The 19014-nt window shown below is 50.3% G+C and carries 19 protein-coding genes; 7 read left to right on the forward strand and 12 right to left on the reverse strand.

Annotation, left to right across the window (positions count from 1 at the left end):
- Nucleotides 1–114: 114 nt before the first annotated feature.
- Nucleotides 115–1344 carry an MFS transporter gene (locus tag QMA09_RS05690; protein ID WP_135502157.1) on the forward strand — a complete coding sequence of 410 codons (1230 nt, stop codon included), beginning with the start codon at nucleotides 115–117 and terminating at the stop codon, nucleotides 1342–1344.
- A gap of 55 nt (nucleotides 1345–1399) precedes the next feature.
- On the opposite strand, the gene QMA09_RS05695 is transcribed toward QMA09_RS05690, so the two are convergent.
- Genes QMA09_RS05695 through QMA09_RS05710 form a run of 4 tightly spaced genes read right to left on the reverse strand, consistent with a single transcriptional unit; the run spans nucleotide 1400 to nucleotide 3798 of the window.
- The gene (locus tag QMA09_RS05695) at nucleotides 1400–1618 is read right to left on the reverse strand and encodes a helix-hairpin-helix domain-containing protein (protein WP_290212364.1); all 219 of its coding nucleotides are present in this window, start codon (nucleotides 1616–1618) and stop codon (nucleotides 1400–1402) included.
- A gap of 5 nt (nucleotides 1619–1623) precedes the next feature.
- Nucleotides 1624–2337: a sulfite exporter TauE/SafE family protein gene (locus tag QMA09_RS05700; protein ID WP_290212365.1), complete on the reverse strand. Its 714-nt coding sequence runs from the start codon at nucleotides 2335–2337 to the stop codon at nucleotides 1624–1626.
- A gap of 59 nt (nucleotides 2338–2396) precedes the next feature.
- Entirely contained in the window at nucleotides 2397–2981 is a 585-nt protein-coding gene (locus tag QMA09_RS05705; RefSeq protein WP_290212366.1) for a GNAT family N-acetyltransferase, read from the reverse strand.
- Nucleotides 2982–2994: 13 nt separating this feature from the next.
- Nucleotides 2995–3798, reverse strand: coding sequence for a protein phosphatase 2C domain-containing protein (locus QMA09_RS05710; protein ID WP_290212367.1), 804 nt, complete (start codon nucleotides 3796–3798; stop codon nucleotides 2995–2997).
- A gap of 188 nt (nucleotides 3799–3986) precedes the next feature.
- On the opposite strand from QMA09_RS05710, the gene QMA09_RS05715 reads away from it, so the two are divergent.
- On the forward strand, nucleotides 3987–4430 hold the full coding sequence (locus QMA09_RS05715; RefSeq protein ID WP_290212368.1) for a MarR family winged helix-turn-helix transcriptional regulator: 444 nt from the start codon (nucleotides 3987–3989) through the stop codon (nucleotides 4428–4430).
- Nucleotides 4417–5616, forward strand: a complete 1200-nt coding sequence (locus QMA09_RS05720; RefSeq protein ID WP_290212369.1) for an MFS transporter — start codon at nucleotides 4417–4419, stop codon at nucleotides 5614–5616. Before QMA09_RS05715 ends, QMA09_RS05720 begins: the two co-directional genes overlap by 14 nt.
- A 628-nt stretch (nucleotides 5617–6244) precedes the next feature.
- On the opposite strand, the gene QMA09_RS05725 is transcribed toward QMA09_RS05720, so the two are convergent.
- Nucleotides 6245–6661 (reverse strand): cupin domain-containing protein, encoded by a 417-nt coding sequence (locus QMA09_RS05725; protein ID WP_290212370.1) that lies wholly within the window; start codon nucleotides 6659–6661, stop codon nucleotides 6245–6247.
- 80 nt (nucleotides 6662–6741) lie between these two features.
- Complete coding sequence (locus QMA09_RS05730; RefSeq protein ID WP_290212371.1) at nucleotides 6742–7791, reverse strand: NAD(P)/FAD-dependent oxidoreductase; 1050 nt, start codon at nucleotides 7789–7791, stop codon at nucleotides 6742–6744.
- 126 nt (nucleotides 7792–7917) lie between these two features.
- On the opposite strand from QMA09_RS05730, the gene QMA09_RS05735 reads away from it, so the two are divergent.
- From QMA09_RS05735 to QMA09_RS05750, 4 genes are all read left to right on the forward strand, one after another.
- Nucleotides 7918–8709, forward strand: a complete 792-nt coding sequence (locus QMA09_RS05735) for an ABC transporter ATP-binding protein (protein WP_290212372.1) — start codon at nucleotides 7918–7920, stop codon at nucleotides 8707–8709.
- A 6-nt stretch (nucleotides 8710–8715) separates the two neighbouring features.
- Nucleotides 8716–9633: an iron-hydroxamate ABC transporter substrate-binding protein gene (locus tag QMA09_RS05740; RefSeq protein ID WP_290212373.1), complete on the forward strand. Its 918-nt coding sequence runs from the start codon at nucleotides 8716–8718 to the stop codon at nucleotides 9631–9633.
- 100 nt (nucleotides 9634–9733) lie between these two features.
- On the forward strand, nucleotides 9734–10732 hold the full coding sequence (locus QMA09_RS05745) for a FecCD family ABC transporter permease (RefSeq protein ID WP_290212374.1): 999 nt from the start codon (nucleotides 9734–9736) through the stop codon (nucleotides 10730–10732).
- Nucleotides 10729–11736, forward strand: a complete 1008-nt coding sequence (locus tag QMA09_RS05750; RefSeq protein ID WP_290212375.1) for a FecCD family ABC transporter permease — start codon at nucleotides 10729–10731, stop codon at nucleotides 11734–11736. Before QMA09_RS05745 ends, QMA09_RS05750 begins: the two co-directional genes overlap by 4 nt.
- 125 nt (nucleotides 11737–11861) lie before the next feature.
- On the opposite strand, the gene QMA09_RS05755 is transcribed toward QMA09_RS05750, so the two are convergent.
- The 6 genes from QMA09_RS05755 to mtnK all read right to left on the reverse strand — a co-directional run bounded on the left by QMA09_RS05755 (nucleotide 11862) and on the right by mtnK (nucleotide 19000).
- Nucleotides 11862–12851 carry an EAL domain-containing protein gene (locus tag QMA09_RS05755; protein WP_290212376.1) on the reverse strand — a complete coding sequence of 330 codons (990 nt, stop codon included), beginning with the start codon at nucleotides 12849–12851 and terminating at the stop codon, nucleotides 11862–11864.
- A gap of 244 nt (nucleotides 12852–13095) precedes the next feature.
- Complete coding sequence (locus QMA09_RS05760; RefSeq protein WP_290212377.1) at nucleotides 13096–14133, reverse strand: ABC transporter permease; 1038 nt, start codon at nucleotides 14131–14133, stop codon at nucleotides 13096–13098.
- Complete coding sequence (locus tag QMA09_RS05765) at nucleotides 14057–15613, reverse strand: sugar ABC transporter ATP-binding protein (RefSeq protein ID WP_290212378.1); 1557 nt, start codon at nucleotides 15611–15613, stop codon at nucleotides 14057–14059. Before QMA09_RS05765 ends, QMA09_RS05760 begins: the two co-directional genes overlap by 77 nt.
- Before the next feature lie 62 nt (nucleotides 15614–15675).
- Nucleotides 15676–16758, reverse strand: coding sequence for a sugar ABC transporter substrate-binding protein (locus QMA09_RS05770; RefSeq protein ID WP_290212380.1), 1083 nt, complete (start codon nucleotides 16756–16758; stop codon nucleotides 15676–15678).
- Nucleotides 16755–17816, reverse strand: a complete 1062-nt coding sequence (mtnA, locus tag QMA09_RS05775; protein WP_290212381.1) for an S-methyl-5-thioribose-1-phosphate isomerase — start codon at nucleotides 17814–17816, stop codon at nucleotides 16755–16757. The genes QMA09_RS05770 and mtnA overlap by 4 nt, the downstream gene beginning before the upstream one ends.
- Entirely contained in the window at nucleotides 17816–19000 is a 1185-nt protein-coding gene (gene mtnK, locus QMA09_RS05780) for an S-methyl-5-thioribose kinase (RefSeq protein WP_290212382.1), read from the reverse strand. The genes mtnA and mtnK overlap by 1 nt, the downstream gene beginning before the upstream one ends.
- Nucleotides 19001–19014 lie beyond the last annotated feature (14 nt).

Raw genomic sequence — 19014 nt, forward strand, 5'->3', positions numbered from 1 at the left:
AAGTATCTATAGCACTTTAAAGTACGTACTTCCTTTTATAAACTCCATAACTCATAATAACATTTATCGAACAAAATGAATCGATAAAAAATTAATTTATTGGAGGAGAAAAAAATGTCTTTAAATAAAAGAAGAAGTAATTTCGCGCTATTGGCGTTAGCCCTTAGTGCATTCGCGATCGGCACGACTGAGTTTATCAGTGTCGGCTTGCTGCCGATGATTGCGGCGGATTTGGGGATCTCTGTCACCACCGCCGGATTGACGGTTTCCTTATACGCACTTGGCGTGATGGTCGGAGCACCCGTGCTGACCTCTTTGACATCGAATATGCCCCGGAAAACCTTGCTGCTGTGGATCATGGTCGTCTTCATCATCGGCAACCTCATTGCGGCAACTGCCTCGACGGTCACTGTTCTTCTAGCTGCCCGCGTCGTTTCTGCCTTGGCACATGGCGTCTTCATGGCGATCGGCGCAACCATTGCGGCGGACTTGGTACCGGAAAACAAACGGGCCAGCGCAATTGCAATGATGTTCACCGGCTTGACAGTAGCGACGGTCACCGGTGTACCCTTCGGCACATTCCTTGGCCAGCAATTCGGCTGGCGCATCGCGTTCATGGCCATTGTCGTGATCGGAATCATCGCATTTATCGGCAATAGCGTGCTGGTGCCTGCTGATTTGAAAAAAGCGGCGCGCACGACATTCCGCGACCAAGCCAAACTGGTGACGAACGGACGGTTGCTGCTGGTATTCGCCATCACCGCTCTTGGCTACGGCGGAACATTCGTCGTCTTCACCTACCTGTCCCCGCTGCTGCAGGAAGTCACGGGCTTTAAAGCCGGAACGGTGACGCTCATCCTTCTCGGCTACGGCATCGCCATTGCTGCCGGCAATACGATCGGCGGCAAGCTGGCAAACCGCAATCCGATCAAAGCGTTGTTTTACATGTTCTTGATCCAAGCCGTCATTTTGCTGGTACTGGCATTTACAGCACCCTTCAAAATTGCCGGTTTGATCACAATCCTGTTAATGGGTCTATTCGCATTCATGAATGTTCCGGGGCTGCAGGTGTATGCGGTCATGCTTGCGGAACGCTACGTGCCGAGTGCCGTTGATACAGCTTCCGCCATCAATATCGCCGCATTCAATGCCGGGATTGCCATCGGTGCTGTACTCGGCGGGATGGTCGCAGACTCGATCGGCCTTATCCACACTTCCTGGGTAGGCGCCATCATGGTGTTCGGCGCCGTATTGCTGAGTGCATGGAGTCGCTCACTGGAACATAAAGCACAGCCCAAGCAGGCTGGAGTTCAGGAAACAGCAATAAACGAAGCCATATTATAGAAGAAAGCCATTCCGAAATCGATTGATTTCGGAATGGCTTTTTGTGTGCAATCTATCAAGATTTAAAACGCAAGCCTTGTTCTGCAAGCTTTTGGCGCAGGATGCCCAATGCTTTCGGACCGAAGCCATGCAAATCAAGCAGCTCCTGCTCAGTGGCTGAAGACAAGTCCTGCAGCCGCTGATAGCCCGCAGCCAAAAGCGCGCGCTGCGCCGGTTTGCCGATGCTCTTTGGAAAATCTTCTTCATCTGAAGGTTTTTTCGCCGTTGGAATCACCTCTATTAAAAGTTATCGAACAGCAAGAACAGCCCGGTAAACAGCAAGATTCCATAGGTAACAAAACGGAATGTACGCTGGTCAATCCGCTTGAATAAAAGCTGCCCTAAATAAAGGCCGGCCAACACGAGCGGAATCGCCAAGCCGCTTGCTGTCCAAATAGTTTTGCTTGTACCGGAAAAGATGATTTGCAGCATTAAACTTATAGAATAGATGAACAGATAGAACGCGAGCGTTGTTGCCCGCAGTTTTTCCTTGTTTGTGTTAGTACCCGAAAAATACAGCAAGAGCGGCGGCCCTGGCATGCCGATGCTTGTCGTCAAACTTCCCGACAATCCACCAAAAAACGTGTCTCGCCTTTTTGTCTGTTTTATCCGCAACGAAAAGATCAACAGCACCGTCAACAATAAAATGATGAGGCTGATTGCTAACTTCAATTTTTCCAAATCAGCCGACAGGAAAATGGCAATTCCTACTGGCATGCCGGCGACGCTTCCCGCAATCAGCCTTTTCAAAACAGCCATGTCGATGTCTGACCGGATTTTAAAAATCAACGCCCCTGAAATGACAAGCGAAAGAATCAAATTGATCTGGATCGCTTCGGCTACGTTGAAAAGCAGCAGAAGAAACGGCGTCGCCAATATCGAGAAACCAAACCCTGTGCTGGTCTGCAATACCGAAGCTCCCAGAATGATCGCGATAAATAGAACAATTTCCACAAGAGCACCTGCTTTTCAGAAAGACCTACTTCCGATTTTATCATACCCGGACTTTCGCTCTAAAACGCTCTTTTCCGTTCCTGTAAGAATTCACTTTTAAGCAATGAATACATCGCAAGGTCCACGAATTCGTCCTTCATCTTAAAATGCTGCCGGGCAACGCCTTCGAATGACATACCCATTTTTTCAAGAACAGTGCGTGACTGAGCATTTTCAAGCAATATAGAGGCTTCCACCTTATTAAGGTCCATTTCGTTAAAACCAAACGCTATTAAAGCCCTTGCCGCTTCCGGCATAAAGCCCAATCCCCAATAGTCGCGTGATAGCGCATAAGCAATTTCTGCCCTTCCATGCTTCGGCAGCCACTTGACGAAATCGATGGTCCCGATCATTTTTCGGGTTTCCTTTAATTCAATTGCCCATGTCAATTTCCGTTGGTGCTCATAAGCTTCCAAGATAAATGTGATGAATTCATTCGTTTCTTCTATTGTATTATGCGCTTCCCAAGGCATAAAACGCGGCACCGCTGGATCAGATGCGTATTCAAAGAGATCGGCTGCATCTTCCCTCTCCAATTTGCGCAAAACAAGCCGCTCTGTTTCAATAACCGGAATTTCATTGTATATTTCCTGCTTAAAATCCATGTGATTATCCTCCCTATAAATTACTTGGCATTGCAGCGGCTTCTTTGACGATTATTTCCCAGGAAATAATCGTCGTGCTGTCTCGCACACCGTGTTGCTGTATCGTCTTCAGCATTTCTTCAACGCCGCCACGCCCCGGCTTCGAAGCATATATGCTTGCCGGTTCGGCATAAACCCCTACTGGGCATTCCACCAAGCCATCTGTCGTTAACAACAGACGGTTCACGCCTTGCCGCAACTCTCTCGTACCGGAAGAGTAGCATGGTACCGGCTGCTCAAACGTATTCACTTCGCCGATCCATTCATAAAACTGTCGCTGGTTCAGCTGGTATTGCCCAAAAGCCTTCAATTCCGGATGGAATAAATACAAGAGGCAGTCTCCAACAGAAAACCACCAGACATATTTCCCTTTGCGCACTGCAATCAGACACGCAGTTTCCCCTTGCACCCTCCGGCACGCCTGCAAGAACGTTTCTTCTTGAAACATTTCCAGCACCTTGTGCTCCAAGTTCCGGAAAAAATCCTTATCCATCGATTGACCGAGCAAAAACTTCACTTCTTGTTCATGCGCTTCCACTTGCAACAACACAGTTTCTGCACTTTCCGCCGAATTATGGGCATCCAGCAACATCACAAATTCCCAGCCTTGGGCGCTGTCTTGCCAAATGAGGCAGGCATCTTCGTTTTTATATTGCCCGGCTGACGAATTGCCGCCGAAACGGCCCAGCACCACGCCATCTATTGCCTGAACGTCGAGAAGATCCACGAAATGGTTATCGCTGCCGACCCAACGGAACTTCGAATCTATTTTTTCCATCACGGCACCCCGCCTTTCTTATTTATTAAATTATAATAGAACCTCTCTTAAATTGGAACATTTTTCCTTATCAATCATTGCTCACTTTAAGTAGAAAATCATAGACAATCCTATTTTTTTGCTTTATCATCTAATAGTTACCTTAGCTAACCATTAGTTTCCCGAATTAATAAGCCAGGAGGCATCACATGAAAGCTTCTCAAGAATTTTTCCAGCAATTCATGCTGTTATATCGATCTTTTGAACACCACCTGAACGATGTCCTGGGCAATTATGGGCTATACCGCGCCCAATGGTCGATTCTCCATTATTTGGCCAATAACGGATCGGCCACACTGGTCGAACTCGCCCAATATTTGCGCGTCGAAAAACCGACGATTACCCGCACCATCAGCCGCTTGGAGAACATCGGCTACCTGTCCCATATTCCGGGCAAAGACCGCCGGGAAAAACGGATCGAAATGAGTGAAACTGGCTACATCTTGTACGCAGAAGTGCGAATAGCCGTAGATGCGCTCGAAGAGGACATTCTTTCCGGTGTCTCTGAAGCACAGCAACAGCAAACCACCCGCATCATGAAAGGGATCCGCCACCAATTAACCAGTAAGGAGCATACAAATGAACAAAAATAGAGCCCCCTTGTGGACGAAGGATTTTATCCTGACATCGTCCGTCAACTTTTTTCTAGTCTTTGTCTTTTATTTATTAATGGTCACCATCGCCGTCTACGCAGTACAAGAATTCGGCGCTTCCAATAGCGAGGCTGGCCTTGTCACCGGCATTTTCATTATAGGTGTATTAACTGGAAGAATTTTTATGGGGCGTGCAATTGACCGCATTGGCCGCAAGAAAACGATGGTTCTCGGACTCACTTTGTTTACCTTGACGACGCTTTTCTATTTTGTGGACTTTGGGCTTCCATTCCTTTTGTCTACGCGTTTTCTGCACGGCATAACGCTGGGAATTGCCAGCACCGCTGCAGGCACGATTATCGCTCAAATCATTCCGATGTCGAGAAAAGGCGAAGGAATCGGCTATTTCAGCCTCAGTACGACGCTTGCCACTGCCATCGGCCCTTTTATCGGGCTTTATATGTCACAGAATTCAACCTTCGGTATGATCTTTACGCTTTGCCTGATCTTCGGAATCATCAGCTTGCTTATTTCATTGCTGGTGACAGTTCCACCGGTTGAAGCACCACCGAACAGTAACGAAGCGAAAGGGTTCAAGGTTTCCGATTACATCGAACCCAAGGCAGTTCCGATTGCTGTCATCACATTGCTCGCAGGATTCTGCTACGCCAGCGTCTTGTCTTTCATCAGCTTTTACGCCGACTTCCGCGATCTCGTTGAAGCGGCAACGTTCTTCTTTCTTGTCTACTCCATCGCTATCCTTTTTTCACGGCCATTTACTGGCCGCTTGATGGATGTAAAAGGGGCCAATTACGTGATGTACCCAGCTATCGCCATTTTTGCAGTCGGTCTGCTATTGTTGAGCACAGCACAAAACAGCTTTACGTTCCTGCTGGCCGGCTTCCTGATTGGCCTTGGCTTCGGCAATATCCAGTCCACTACCCAAGCGGTCGCGGTAAAATTAACGCCATCGCATCGCATGGGGCTCGCAACATCGACATTCTTCATCTTTATGGATGCCGGACTCGGCTTCGGCCCTTACCTGCTCGGATTTATCATATCGGTTACAGGCTATAGCCAGCTGTATGCGATTCTCAGCGTTGTCGCTGCTGCTTTGCTGCTCATGTATTATCTATTGCACGGCAGAAAAGAACACCGCGCCAACCGCACAGCAACAACTGCATAATAGGAAAAGGGCATCCTTAAGTAGGGTGTCTTTTTCGTTTCGCTTCAGTCGGACGCTTTCCGCGGGGCGAGCGCCGAGCCGCTTCGTCACTACGCTCCTGTTTCTGCATCGCTACGCTAGCTTCGAAACATGGAAGAGCGCTGCAGGGTCTCGCCTGTCTCGCTGATCCCGCAGGAGTCGCCGACTTCCGCTTCACTCAAAGGTATTTTTTAATAACAAAACAGACATATTATTAATGAAATTACAGGTACATTATCTGTAGTTCTCTATTATCTCCAGACACAAAGCTAGCGCAGCGATGCAGAGACAGGGACAGAGCACATATTTGCCCTTCGCCGCATTGCACTCCGAACCCTTGAGAGATTGCTTAGGAAAAGTGGATTAGATGGTTACACTTTCTGATTTGAGCTACAAGCTGACAACCGGTCTGGCCACGAAGACTCCTGTGGGACAGCGAAGGCTGAAGACCCCGCAGGAACGTCAGTGACGAGGAGGCTGAAGCTGAGCCCACGGAAAGCGAAGTGGCCAGAACGGTTGGCTTATACACAGTTATTCATTTTGATTGGACTTTGTCTACAGTTTAAAGGGCATCCTCGGATTTGAGGATGCCCTTTGTTGTTCCCTATTTTTATTCTTCTTCCGCTTCTGCAGCTTCCGCTTCGGCTTTTGTCTTGTGGACAGTGCCCGCTTCATGCTCAGGGGGTGCGTAGATCGAATAAATCTTCAACGGCTCATCGCCGGTATTCGTTACGTTGTGGTACTTTCCAGCTGGAATCATGATGGCATAATCATCTTCGGCATTTTCTTCAAACGTCAGGTTGTCTTCGCTGTCGCCCATCTGCACGAAGCCTTTGCCGTCCTCAATGCGCAGGAATTGGTCGCCTTCGTGTTTTTCCAAGCCGATGTCGTCGCCAGGTTCGACGCTCATCACCGTCACTTGCAGGTTTTCACCTGTCCAGATTGTGGTACGGAAATTGCTGTTTTCTTTTGTAGCGTCTTCGATATTCAATACATACGGTTCTTTTCCATGATCTTTAAAATCCATTATAGAATTCCTCCTTTGAATTTTCCTCGACAATTGTAATATACCTTCAAATGCCGCCATTCAAACAAGAGGTTTCTTCATCAAGTGATCAATTGCTTCACCAATTCTTTATTGCGTTCCTTGAATACTTCATTATGCGACGACACCATGGCAATGCCGTTGGCGTCCGGCTGGATGAATTGCTTCGCTTTGTTCACAGCGTTTGCGGCGTCCTGAAACGTACCCGCAATCAGATTCAACTTGCCTGGATGCTGCAGGATATCGCCCGCTGCGAATAGACCGGGTACGGTCGACTCGCTGTTTGCATTGCCGGAGATATAATAGCCATCAGCAATATCGAGCGGCAAGTCGCTTGCTTCGAGCAAGGTCGCGTCCCGCTCATAGCCGTGGTTGATGATGATTTCATCGATAGGTTCGAGATGCGTTTCGCCCGTCAATTGATGGGTCAATTCAACCGACTCCACCACATCGCGCTCATCTGACGCAATCAATTTTGTAATGGCTGTATTCAGGAAGCAATGGACTTTGCTGTTCATCAGTTGGGAGACTTGCGCTTCGTGCCCTGCCAATTCCCCTTTGCGGTACGTCACCATGACTTTGCCGGCAATCGGTTCCAGTTCGTTGGCCCAGTCGATGGCTGAATTGCCGCCTCCCGAAATCATCACCGTTTTCCCTTTAAAGCGTTCGATCGACTTCACTGTATAATTCAGGTTCGACACTTCAAAGCGCTCAGCGCCTTCGATTTCCAGCTTCTGCGGATTCAGGATGCCGCCCCCGACTGCCACAATCACTGTCTTCGACAGGTGCAGCTGACCCGAAGAGCCCACAAGTTCAAAATGGCCATCCTGGTTGCGTCCGATTTTTTCGACTTTTTCATTGAGAACGACTTCCGGCTTGAATGTCAGGCCTTGCGCCACTAATTGCTCAATGAGCTTTTCGCCTTGGATCGGCGTCTGCCCCCCGACATCCCATATCATTTTTTCCGGATAGACATGGAGTTTTCCGCCAAGCTGCGGTTGGAACTCAATCAGCTTCACTTTCATTTCACGCAGCCCGCTGTAAAATGCCGAATAAAGCCCCGCCGGACCGCCGCCGATGATTGTGACGTCGAATATCTCTGCATTAACCATTTTGACACACCTGCTCCCAATTTATAATTGACAATGATTCTCATTAGTTTTATAGTTATCATTGTACTGAAAACGATTCTCATTATCAACACATATACATAATTTTTATTGAAAGGAGGAAATTGCATGGTGCGCCTGTCCGCAGAGAATTTGGACATCAGCTACGGGGAACGGAAAATCGTCAAAAACCTGTCGTTGGAAATTCCAGACAAGAAAATCACGACAATTATCGGTTCCAACGGCTGTGGAAAATCGACGCTGTTGAAAGCGCTGACCCGCGTCATTCCCCACCAGGGCGGCTCGATCGTTCTCGACGGTGAAGAAATTGCCAAGGAAAACACGAAACTGCTCGCCAGAAAAATGGCGATTCTCCCGCAAACGCCGGAAAGCGCTCCGGGATTGACCGTCGGCGAACTGGTTTCTTACGGCCGCTTCCCCTACCAAAAAGGTTTCGGGCGCTTGACCGCCAAAGACTACGAAATCATCAATTGGGCGCTCGATGTCACCGGCACGCAGTTTTTCAAATACCACCCGGTCGATGCTTTATCCGGCGGCCAGCGCCAGCGCGTATGGATTGCCATGGCGCTCGCCCAGGAAACTGAAATGATTTTCCTGGATGAACCGACCACCTATTTGGACATGGCGCATCAGCTCGAAATCCTCGAATTGCTGCAGAAGCTCAATGAAGACCAGCATCGCACAATTGTCATGGTACTCCATGATTTGAACCAAGCATCGCGTTTCGCCGACCACATCATTGCCATGAAAAGCGGTGAAATCGTCAAATCCGGCACCAGCCACGAAGTCATTACGCCGGACGTATTGAAAACCGTATTCCGCATCGACGCCGACATCGGCATCGATCCAAGAACGCAAAAACCGATCTGCATCACCTATAACTTAATCAAAGGAGCTTGACCCATTATGAAGAAGCTAACCCTATTCCTTGTTTTACTGGCAGCATTGCTGCTTGCTGCATGCAATTCCGATTCCGAAACTGCTGAACCCGCCGAAACATCCGGCTCGTCCGATACCATTACATACGAATCCGAAAGCGGCCCCGTAGAAGTCCCGGCAGACCCGCAGCGCGTTTTGGTGCTGTCGACTTATGCAGGAAATGTCATGGCGCTTGATGTGCCGCTAGTCGGTGTTGATGCCTGGTCAAAAGCGAACCCGCGTTTTGAAGAAGAATTGCAGGGCGTTGAAGAAGTAACAGAAGATAACTTAGAAAAAATCATCGAATTGGAGCCGGATTTGATCATCGGCCTTTCAACCATCAAGAACATCGACAAATTGAAGGAAATCGCGCCTACCGTGACATATACTTACGGCCAAGTCGATTACCTGACACAGCACTTGGAAATCGGTAAATTATTGAACAAAGAACAAGAAGCGCAAACATGGATCGACGATTTCAAAACGCGCGCCCAACAAGCCGGCGATGACATCCGTGCTGAAATCGGCGAAGACGCAACTGTCTCGGTCATCGAAAACTTCGATAAGCAATTGTACGTCTTCGGCGATAACTGGGGACGCGGAACCGAAATCCTTTATCAGGAAATGAAATTGAAAATGCCTGCTAAAGTGGAAGAAATGGCGTTGAAAGACGGCTTCTATGCTTTGTCTCAGGAAGTGCTTCCTGAATACATGGGCGATTACGTCATCTTCAGCAAAGACAGCGAACAAGACAACTCTTTCCAGGAAACAGATGTCTATAAAAACACGCCAGCCGTCAAAAATGGCCAGGTTTTCGAAGCCAATGCCAAGGAATTCTATTTCAACGATCCGATTTCATTGGATTACCAATTGGAGTTCTTCAAGGAACACTTTCTGAAACAATAACGCTGCGAGAGGAATTCCTGCCAACAGGGATTCCTCTTTGGTGTTCAAACGCAGACATGCCCAAATTGAATCTTAGCCTATATAGAAAAGATGATGCCTTATGCCAAACCAAACTTCATTTTTCATCAAAATAGCGGCTGGCGCCGTCGCTTTTGCTGCCATGTTCGTCATTTCCATCGCTTTCGGGGCTGCCGACATCAGCTTGAAAGACACGGCACTGGCACTTTTTTCGAACGCGTCGAATGACGCCATTTCGGTGATCCGTGAAATCCGGCTGCCTCGGGAAGTGGCCGCTGTCCTCGTCGGTGCCGCACTTGCGGTGTCCGGAGCAATCATGCAAGGCATGACGCGCAATCCATTAGCGGATCCCGGCCTGCTCGGCTTGACTGCCGGCGCAAACGCTGCGCTTGCCATCACTTTGGCGTTCATCCCGGCTGCCAATTATTTCGGCATCATGATTGCCTGCTTTATCGGCGCTGCCGTTGGTGCCGCGCTCGTATTCGGGCTCGGCTCGGTCAAAAGAGGCGGTTTTTCTCCGTTTCGCATCGTCTTGGCGGGTGCCGCCATTTCCGCTTTCCTGAGCGCACTCGCAGAAGGCATCGGCATTTACTTCAAGATTTCAAAAGACGTGTCGATGTGGACTGCCGGCGGCTTGATCGGCACGACGTGGGGGCAGCTAAAAGTGATTTCCCCTTTTATCGCCGTGTCGCTGGTGATTGCGTTGCTGCTCGCACGGCAATTGTCGATCCTCAGCTTAAGCGAGGAAGCGGCAATCGGCCTTGGCCAAAAAACGATGCAGACGAAAGCATTGTTGTTCGTTGCCATTACCATGCTTGCCGGTGCTGCCGTAGCGCTTGCCGGCAATATGGCTTTTGTCGGCTTGTTGGTGCCGCATATCGTACGCGCCATCGTCGGCGTCGATTACCGCCACATCATTCCCATGTCCGCTATTGCCGGAGCGATTTTCATGCTCTTCGCAGATTTGCTCGGCAGAACGATCAATGCACCGTTTGAAACACCGGTGGCGGCGATTGTCGCCATGCTGGGCTTGCCTTTCTTCCTGCTTATTGTGCGTAAAGGAGGAGGAGCGTTCACATGATCCAGGCTGCTTTACTTAAAAAACAGCGGCGCTTTTTTTACGCGTTCGTGCTGCTGATTGCCGCAACCGTGGTGGTGAGCCTCGGCTCGGGTTATTCATCCCTATCCTATGACCGCCTGTTCGCAGCATTTATCGGACAAGGCACATTCAAAGAAGATTTTGTGCTGTATTCCATCCGCATGCCCCGCATTGCCATCACCTTATTGGCCGGCATGGCGCTGGCGCTCGCCGGCGCGATTCTGCAAAGCATCACGCGCAATGATTTGGCGGATCCGGGCATCATCGGCATCAATTCAGGAGCCGGTGTAGCAATTGCAGTGTTCTTCCTGTTCATGCCGGTCGATCCAGGCCTGTTCGTCTACTTGCTGCCGGCTGTCGCCTTTGCGGGTGCATTTCTAACTGCTTTGCTGATCTACGCGTTTTCCTATAATAAAGCAACGGGCCTTCAGCCCATCCGCCTCGTATTGGTCGGCATCGGTTTTTCGATGGCGTTGTCGGGAATCATGATTGTCTTGATTTCCTCCGCCGAACGCGAAAAAGTGGATTTCATCGCCAATTGGCTGGCCGGCAATATCTGGGGCACTGACTGGCCGTTCGTGCTCGCCATCCTGCCTTGGCTGCTGGTGCTCATTCCGTTTACACTGTACAAGGCAAACCGGTTGAACATGCTGAATTTGAGCGAACCGGTCGCTGTCGGTCTCGGTGTTTCGATTGAAAAAGAACGTCTCACTTTGCTGATGACCGCTGTCGCATTAGCGGCCGCTGCGGTTTCGGTAACCGGCGGCATCGCCTTTATCGGCTTGATGGCGCCGCATATCGCAAAATCGCTTGTCGGTCCGCGCCATCAATTGTTCTTGCCGCTCGCCATCCTGATCGGCGGCTGGCTGCTGCTGCTCGCGGACACGCTCGGCCGGAATATGCTTGAACCTTCAGGCATCCCTGCGGGCATCATGGCCGCATTGATCGGCGCGCCGTATTTCATATACTTGCTGATGAAAAAATAACACCCTTGGGAGAAGAAACTCTTTTCCCAAGGGTATTCTCTATTTTCAGGGGTCCAATGCAAGACTCCTTATCTAAATGCCAATAGAAAAAGCTTCCGGGATACAGGTCCCGGAAGCTTTTGAATTTACACCAATTGCGGCTCTGCCGACGGCTTGCCAAAATAATAGCCTTGGAAAAGCTCGTAGCCTTTGTTTTTCAGCCACTTGAAATCCTCTTCCACTTCAATGCCTTCAGCTAATGGGACCGAATCGATTTCAATCGCTTTGTTCAGGAAGCTTATTGCCACAGCCTGCTTTGATTCGTCATCTGCAACGCCTTGGACGTATTTCATGTCCAGCTTCATGTATTTCGGTTTCAATTCAGCCAGCACCTCTGCTGTGCTATAGCCTTCGCCGACATCATCCAATGCATACTGGAAGCCTTTTTCTTTGTAATAGGCTAGGATTTTCTTCAAGTGGTCCATGTCGTCCACCTGTTCCGTCTCTACCACTTCAAACACCAATTCTTTCGGGTCCACTCCCAATTGATTGGCGAGTTCAGTCGTCGAACGCAGACAAAACTCAGGTGAGTAAATCGATGTCGGGATAAAATTGATAAATGCCTTTTTCCCTTTCAAGACCGCCGCATGCTTCACAGCAGTCATCCGGCAGACCCGGTCAAGTGCGTAAAGGCGGCCTCTGCTTTTTGCCGCCGGGAAGATTTCATTGGGGTAAATGGTTGAGCCGTCTTCGTTCTGGAAGCGCGAAAGCATTTCATAGGCGAACACATTTCCATAGGCATCAACGATTGGCTGGTAATGGCATATAAGCCTTTCGTTCTTGATGACATCGTCTATCCACGCCATATTAAAAACATGTTCCATGTCAGAAAGAGGCTGCCAGGATTCCTGATTGATGCGAAACACCACTTCATTCGGATCCAGCAAGTCATTGCAAAAATCAAGGAATTCTCTCGCTCCCTGTTCATCAATCTGCAATTTGTTCTCTTTTCTGATTACTGCCATTTCTCTTCTCTCCAAAAACTTCGCAACTTGCTCCAAAACCGAGCTATTCAATTCGCCATCCAGGCGAATTTCGAACTTTAAGCTCGCGACTGCACAATTATTACATTCCAAAAAACTTCCCCCTTAAAAATATTGGTAATTATAGTTTACTTTATGTGCCTTACTACCTGCCAGCATTTTATTTCGGTTTTCTAAAAATTAATTTTTTGACTCCCTTTTCGGCAATTTCTCGCCTTCATCCCTCATTTATTAGCGTCCTGCTATAATTCCAATAAAATTGGAAGCACTGGATGTTGGATGCCAATTTTTTGCCATAAAAAATACACCTCTTTGAAAGAGGTGTATCGGTGGAAAGCTAGCTTTTTGAAAACTTCTTTTTCGCATAGACGTAAGTTACAGCAAGCGCCGCTACCAGCACGCCGCCTTTGATGATATCGAACGCGTAATATGGCAAATTGAGGATCGTCAGGCCGTTCAGCAGAATGCCGATGACCGCGGCTCCGAAAAACGTGCCAAGTGCGTTCGGTTTGCCTGCGCCAAGGACGGAATAGCCGACGAATACCGCGGCTACCGCTTCCATCATCAGCGGAGCTCCTGCATCGATCTGGCCCGAGCCGACGCGCGCCGTGAATAGGATGCCCGCCATCGAAGCGAAAATACCGGATACGACGTACGCCGTGAATTTCACTTTCTTCACGTTGACGCCGGACAAAGTCGCCGCTTCTGCGTTGCCGCCTGTCATATACAAGACCCGGCCCCAGCGCGTATGGTTGAGGACCAGGTATGAAGCGAGCACCAGCACAACCATGATCCACACCGGTACCGGCAAGCCGAGCATCTGCCCCTGGCCGATCCATAAGAACGCCTCTGACAATTGCCCAGGCGCTGTGCCGCCGGAAGTCAGCGGCATATTATTGTAGATCGAATAGCCTTCCGTATACGTACGGTGCAAGCCTGCGACAATGTACATCATGCTGAGCGTCGCGAGCAAATCCGGGATGCCGAGGACGACAATGAGGAAGCTGTTGACGGCGCCTGCCAGCACACCGATCAACAGCGGCAAGAGCAGTACGAGCCATAGCGGCATATCGTACCACACCATGAGCGACGCTGTGACGACGGTCGACAGCGACATCGTCGAGCCGACGGACAAATCGAAGCCGTCGACGACGAGCGTGAACGTAACGCCGAGCGCCAGCAACGTGACGATCGAAATCGACCGCATGATGTCGCTGAAATTGCCATAGGTCAAAAAGGCGTCGCTGACCGTGCTGAAATAAAAGATGATGATAGCGAGCAACGCAATGGCACCGTATTTAAACAGAAACTGTATGGCTTTCTCTTTCGTGCTGCTGCCGGTTTTCACCGCGCTCTTCTTTTCCACCGCTTGCATATAATAAAATCCTTTCCTGGGTCGCTTCTTGCCGTGAAAATTCCTTCACGATCTGACCGTTGTACATAACTAAAATCCGATCGGAGATGCCGATCGCTTCATGAATTTCACTGGAAAAATACACGCAGCTTTTGCCGCTCGCCGCCAATTGGCGGATCAACTTGAAAATATCCACTTTGGCGCCGATATCGACGCCTTTGGTCGGTTCGTCGAATAGGTACAGCTTCGAATCGAGCGACATCCACTTGCCGATCGCCACTTTCTGCTGATTGCCGCCGCTTAAATGGATGAGCGGCGTCTCGGTGTTGTCGGTCTTGATTTGGAGGCGGCCGATGATGTCTTTGGCAAATGCCCTTTCCGCCCTTTTGTCCATGAAGAACTTCGGCGAGAATCTCCGCAGGTTCGGGAAAGATGCATTGGCTGACAATGATTCCTGGACGAACAAACCTTCTTTGCGCCGTTCTTCCGGCACCAATGCGATGCCTGCCTTGATGGCATCTGAAGGGTGTTTCAACTTCAGACGCTTGCCGCCGAGCGTGATCGTGCCGGACGTGAGCTTCGATTCCCCGAACAGCGCTTTCGCCAATTCGGTTTTGCCTGCTCCGACCAATCCGACGACGCCGACAATTTCGCCAGCCGCTGCCCCGAACGACAGGTTTTTCAATTTGCCTTCGTCCGACAACCCTTCCACCGTCAATTGCGGTGCGCCGATTTCATGGTCGCGGTGCACCAGTTCGTTGCTCAGTTTAGCGCCTAGCATCGATTCGACGACTTCTTCCTGTGAAGCAGCAGACGTATCAAAGGTCTGGACCCATGTGCCTTCCGCCATGACGGTGATGCGGTCGCTGATTTCAAACACTTCCGGCAGCCGGTGCGAGATGAAAATACACCCGACGCCTTGTGCTTTCAACCCTTCGATAACGGAGAACAATTTTGCTGATTCGTGCAGTGACAGCGGTGCTGTCGGTTCATCGAAAATGATGATTTTAGCCGAATGGACGAGCGCCCGGGCGATCAGCACGAGCTGCTTTTCCGCCAAGGTCAGGTCGGCCGCTTTCTGGCCGACCGCGATATTGTCCGATTGCAGTTCTTTCAAAACGCGGCGTGCATCGTCGTAAAGTTTCTTTTGGGAGATGAAAAAAGAGCTGCCTCCTGCGAACGTGTCGAGCAGGATGTTTTCTGCTACTGACAATTCAGCAACGATCGCCGTGTCGACTTCCTGGTAAACCGTATAAATGCCCTGCTCTTTTGCTTCTTTCGGCGAGCGCAGCCCGAGCGGAGAGCCATTCAATTTGATGTCTCCTTCGTCCTGGCTGTAGACACCGGATAAAATTTTCATCAACGTGCTTTTTCCGGCACCGTTGACCCCAAGCAATGCATGGACTTCCCCTTTTTCGAGGCTGAACTGTGCTTGCTCCAAAGCCGTAACATTGCCGAATGATTTGCGGATAGCTGTCATTTCCAATAGTGGATGCTCCATCTGCCCGCCTCCTTTCTGAGAAAGAAGCTGCCCCGTCATGCAGGACAGCTTCGGTGCATTTTTTACTTGCCTTCCAATTCTTTCAAATCGTCGGTGTAGCCTTGGTCGCTCGCGCCCCATCCTTCGATGTACTCGCTCAATTCATTTGTCGTAATCGCTTCAGACGGAAGTTTTTCTGCATCCACGAATACCGGTTCCAGCACCACTTTTTCTTCCGGCGTTTCACCATTGATCAATTGATATGCGTAACGCACCTGGATGCGCCCGATGTCCATCGGATCAACGGCAGCCGATGCTACCCACGGGCTGTTTTCTTTTTGGATCATCTGCAAATCTTCATCACTCATGTCAATGCCGTACACTTTAATGTCTGTGCGCCCAGCTTGTTCAATCGCGCGCACAGCACCTTTCGCAAATTCGTCCCATGCTGCCCAAACCGCTGTAATGTCGCCTTCGTTCGGGTATTGTTTCAAAATCGCTTCCATCTGTGCCTGTGTATCAAGAGCGGTGTTTTTGGTCGCCCCGCCGAATGCCGTAATTTCTTTGATGCCCGGGTTATCCGCCAAGAATTTTTCATAAGCGACTTGGCGGCGTTCCATCGGTGCAAAGCCAGCTACCCAAATTTTTACGATATTCGCTTCGCCGCCGCTGTCTTCAGCCAAACGCTCCAAGGTCATTTCAGCCATTTTCTGGTCGCCCTGCTCAAGAGAAACAACGCCTTCAACGTCAACGCCTGCATCAAATGCCACAACCGGAATGCCTTGTTCCACTGCTTTTTCAACGCCTTGGTTCAATGCTTCTTTCGTGCCGTGGTCGATCAGGATGGCATCAAAGCCTTGGTTGATCGCTGCATCCAAATTCGATGCCATTTTCGCCAAATCGCCTTCAGAAGTGAAGACTGTCACGCTGCCGCCGAATTTTCCAGCCTGCTCTTTTACGCCTTCAATGTATTGCGCGGAAAATGTCCCGAGGTTGATCTGCATGATCAATGCCACTTTTTTGCCGGCTAACGGGTGGTCCGATGCTTCCGCTTTCGTCGCATCTGACGTTCCTTCTTCGCTGACTTCCCCTTTTGGCTGGCAAGCGGCTAAAAAGGCACTGAGGATCAATAATAATGTGATGAATAAAAGCGATTGTTTTTTCATGAATTTGCTCCTTTTCCTGTGTAAGCGCCGAGAACGGCAGGGATATTTTTTTCGTACCCTGGGGTGATGACCCCTTGTTCGGTGATGATGGCTTTGATGAGCCGTGCCGGCGTGACATCAAAAGCCGGATTGAATACTTTCGTGCCTTCCGGCGCTATTTGGATGCCGGCAATATGCGTGATTTCTTCCGCTTTGCGCTCTTCGATCGGAATGTCGCGGCCGGAAGAAATGGATACATCGAATGTCGATGCCGGCGCCGCTACATAAAACGGGATGCCGTACGCATCAGCCAGCAGCGCTAAATTCAGCGTGCCGATTTTGTTCGCCGTGTCGCCGTTCGCTGCAATGCGGTCGGCTCCGACGATGATCGCCTCGACTTCTTTCGCGCCAATCGTATGGGCGGCCATGCTGTCGGTGATCAGCGTCACGTCGACCCCTGATTGCTGAAGCTCCCATACCGTCAGCCGGGACCCTTGAAAGACCGGACGCGTTTCGCAGGCATACACTTCGAATTGCCGTCCGATTTCACTTCCGAGATGAAACGGCGCCAACGCTGTGCCGTATTTCGCAGTCGCGATGGAACCGGCGTTGCAAATCGTCATGACGCGCGTTTTGCCTTCCAATAAAGCCAGGCCGTATTCGCCGATTTTCCGGCACGCTGCTTCGTCTTCTTCGTGGATGCGCACCGCTTCTTCGAGCAGCAGCACTTTCCCCTGCTCTACGGTGGCAGCCTCCTTCACTTTCGCTGTCAGCCGATCCAGCGCCCATACCAAGTTAACCGCTGTCGGGCGCGAGCTGCCCAAGTGCGCCGCGTCTTTTTCGACTAAGTGGAAAAAGGTCTGAAGTTCTTCCGTGTCGTGTCGCACCGCCGCGAGCGCCAGTCCATATGCAGCGGCGATGCCGATTGCCGGTGCGCCGCGCACTTTCAGCGATAAAATCGCGTCATAGACATCTTCCAAGGTTTCCAGCGCCACGTACTCGATTACATGCGGCAGTTTCTGCTGGTCCAAAATCGTCAGCTTGCCGTCTTGCCAGGAAATTGATAACGGGATTGCCATTATTCCGCCTCCCCGATCAACGCTGTCACTTCATAGATGCTCTTCACTTCAGCACGCTGCAAAATCAGCTTTTCGCCAAACTGCAATGCCCGCTCCTTCAACTCGATGCGGCGGCTGTCGTCTTCGATGCCGTCCAAATCTTTTACATGCGCCAAGCCGATCGTCCGGCGAATTAATTCACAGCCCGCAAAGCCCAAAGCATCCCGGAAAATCTTCTCGATGATGAACTCGCGGTAGCCTGCCGTTTGCTGGAAAGATTCAATGCCTTTGTTTTCCCAAAGGTCCGTGAACCGCGCCTCGAACGTTTCCCATGTCCGTTCAATATGCGAAAGGATCACTTTGCGCTGATTCCCCTTGCGTGTCAGCGATTGGAAAATCAAATTGGCGAGGAATAAGCCGACATCAAAGCCGATCGGCCCGTAATAAGCGAATTCCGGATCGATGACCTTCGTTTCGCTGTCACTCGCGAAGATGCTGCCGGTATGGAGGTCGCCATGCAGCAGCGCTTCCGCTTCGGTCAAAAAGCTGAACTTCAATTTCGCCGCTTCCAGCTGAAGCGCCTTGTTGGCCCATAACGCTTCCACAGCCCCTTTCAGCTCCGGTTCGAAATCGTTGGTTTCATTGTCGAAAAACGGATCTGTAAAAATGAGGTCTTCGGTGATCTTGCAAAGCTCCGGATTCGAGAACGCCGCAGCGAGCTTTTTCTTCTCAAAAGGGTGAAGCGCAAAATCCGATGTCTGGAACAAGGTGCGCGCCAAGTATTCGCCGATGTCCGTCGACAGCTGCGGATACGCCTTTCCGGCAATCAAGCCTTCACGGGCAATCGTCAAATGCGACAAGTCTTCCATCACCGTCAATGCCAAAACCGCGTCCGTGGCATATACCGCCGGCACCAGATTCGGCACGAACTCGCCGTGTTTCCGAAGGGCGTCCGCCTCGATCTGCGCGCGCTGCAAGGTCAGCGGCCAGCTTTCGCCGACAACTTTCGCATACGGCAGCGCCTGTTTCAAAATCACACTCTTGCCGCTTTCCGGGTCCGCCACGCGGAACACGTAATTCAAATTGCCATCGCCGATTTCGTCGCATTGCAATGCCGCGCCTTCCGGGAATGGATAATGCGTTCTCGCAAGCGCCACCGCCGTTTCTATTGTCAATTCTTCGTATTGTTTAGCTGCTATTGCCATATGTCATCTACCTT

Source organism: Planococcus sp. APC 3906, assembly GCF_030407685.1.
Taxonomy (GTDB): Bacteria; Bacillota; Bacilli; order Bacillales_A; family Planococcaceae; genus Planococcus; species Planococcus koreensis.